General features: G+C 36.9%; 1 protein-coding gene and 1 pseudogene. One reads left to right on the top strand and one right to left on the bottom strand.

Annotated elements, in window-relative coordinates; genetic code table 11:
- Window positions 1–58 precede the first annotated feature (58 nt).
- On the bottom strand, window positions 59–802 hold the full coding sequence (locus AC1DG9_RS26685) for a DUF2625 domain-containing protein (protein WP_216854323.1): 744 nt from the start codon (window positions 800–802) through the stop codon (window positions 59–61).
- A gap of 467 nt (window positions 803–1,269) precedes the next feature.
- Here AC1DG9_RS26685 and AC1DG9_RS26690 point away from each other — a divergent pair.
- Window positions 1,270–1,752 (top strand): annotated as a pseudogene (locus tag AC1DG9_RS26690) (Fic family protein); the annotation flags it as partial.

Genomic DNA, 1,752 nt, shown 5'->3' on the forward strand with positions numbered 1-1,752 from the left:
ACTTAACACAAATTCAGCCTTTTTGAAATATATGCCTTTTTTAATGAAGCGGCTGTTTTTATTTATCAAGCCCAAGTTGTTTCCGCATATCAAGGTTTAAACTGTATTGCTCTTCAACCGAAACTGCTTTTCGTGTATTTTTATTTATGTCTTTACCCTCCTTTGTCCAAAGAAATGGATAAAAACTAAAAACTTTGTCACCGTCTAACTTTGAAACTTCGTCTCTCCATTTTGTCCACCGGTTGCCTTTATAAAATTTGTCTAAGTCGTTGTTAAAACAAAATTGTAGAAATTCTGTATATGTAATGTCAAGCGATTCATACTCTAAATTGTCAGGCGAAAAATAATAGATTTTTCCAAAGTCCTTGCCAAGCCCACCGCCGTTCAAAAGGTAAAGTCCGCCAACAGCGTCGTCAGCGATAAGCAAAAATGATGGTATTTCTCCAAATTCTTTAAATGATTTTCCTTTGTTCCAATCTGGAAGTGTCCGACCAAGTTTTGCATTGCCCGAACCAAGAATTCTAATCCAACCATCATCAATTAAAAGCCCACCTGTCATATAAACAACTGCACCCATTGGCGAACGTGTTGTCACTTGGATTTTATACAAAGCGTCTTTTGCTTTTACTGTATCAACCGCCAAAATTTCAACTTTGTTTTTGGCAGATTTAATCCAATCTTTTACAAGTGTCCAACCTGAGTCGGTCTTATTTATTAGTTCGTCAACTGGTCGCATTTTGTTTTGTGCTGTCGTTGTCAAAGTTATTAGGGTCAGTATTGTTGCAATAAAATGTCGTGTCATAATAGGGGTCTGTAAAATAGCCGCTTACTCTTAAATATACGCAAGTCTTCTAGATGGTAAAATAATTAAAATATACGCTAAGCATTATTAATTTGCAATTTCTTATACGTTTTTTGGCTACTCTTTTCACAAAGTGTAAAGCTCAAATGCAGGACATATTTAACTAAACAGAACACAGACAGGCAATACAATTAGGACTATTAAAGGAGAGGTAAACAGATAATAATCATATATTTGCAATAAGCAATAGAACTAACACAACGACAAGCAATAGAAATAACGCAACAACAAACAATAGAAACAACACAACAATAAACAATAGAAATAACACAACTATAAAATATGAATAGATATTATTGAATCTATTAAGAAACGACGTAACAAAAAAGAACTCTAAGGAGGAAGTGTTAATTCAGCAGGAGTTAACAGACTGATAAGAAACACCAGCAGAACAAAATCAAAAGGCTATGGCAACACCAAAGGAAAAATTTGCAGAAGCATTAGTAACGCTAAAAGAACTTCAGGAAAAAGGATCTGCAGGAATCCATACAGATGAAATCCCAAGCCGTTCCCAACGGGAGATCCTTTTGAAGAATGGCTTTATAAAAGAAGTCTCTAAAGGCTGGTATATCTCATCTAACCCTTCTGAAGTCCCAGGAGATACAACATCCTGGTACAGCTGTTATTGGGATTTCTGCACCAAATTTATTCGGCACAAGTATGAAGGAAACTGGTGCCTTTCGGCAGACCAATCGCTCGTGCTACATGCGGGTAATTGGACAGTACCCACACAACTTCATCTGCGCTCACCAAAAGCAAATAACAGCCCCATTTCCTTCCCCCATAACACCTCTCTGTTCAATTATAGGGCTGAAATTCCTGCGAAGGAATTGATGACTACCATCAATAACCTCCAGGTGTACAACCTGCAGGCAGCACTGATATATAGC

It is taken from the genome of Pedobacter sp. 05L430 (assembly GCF_056397585.1).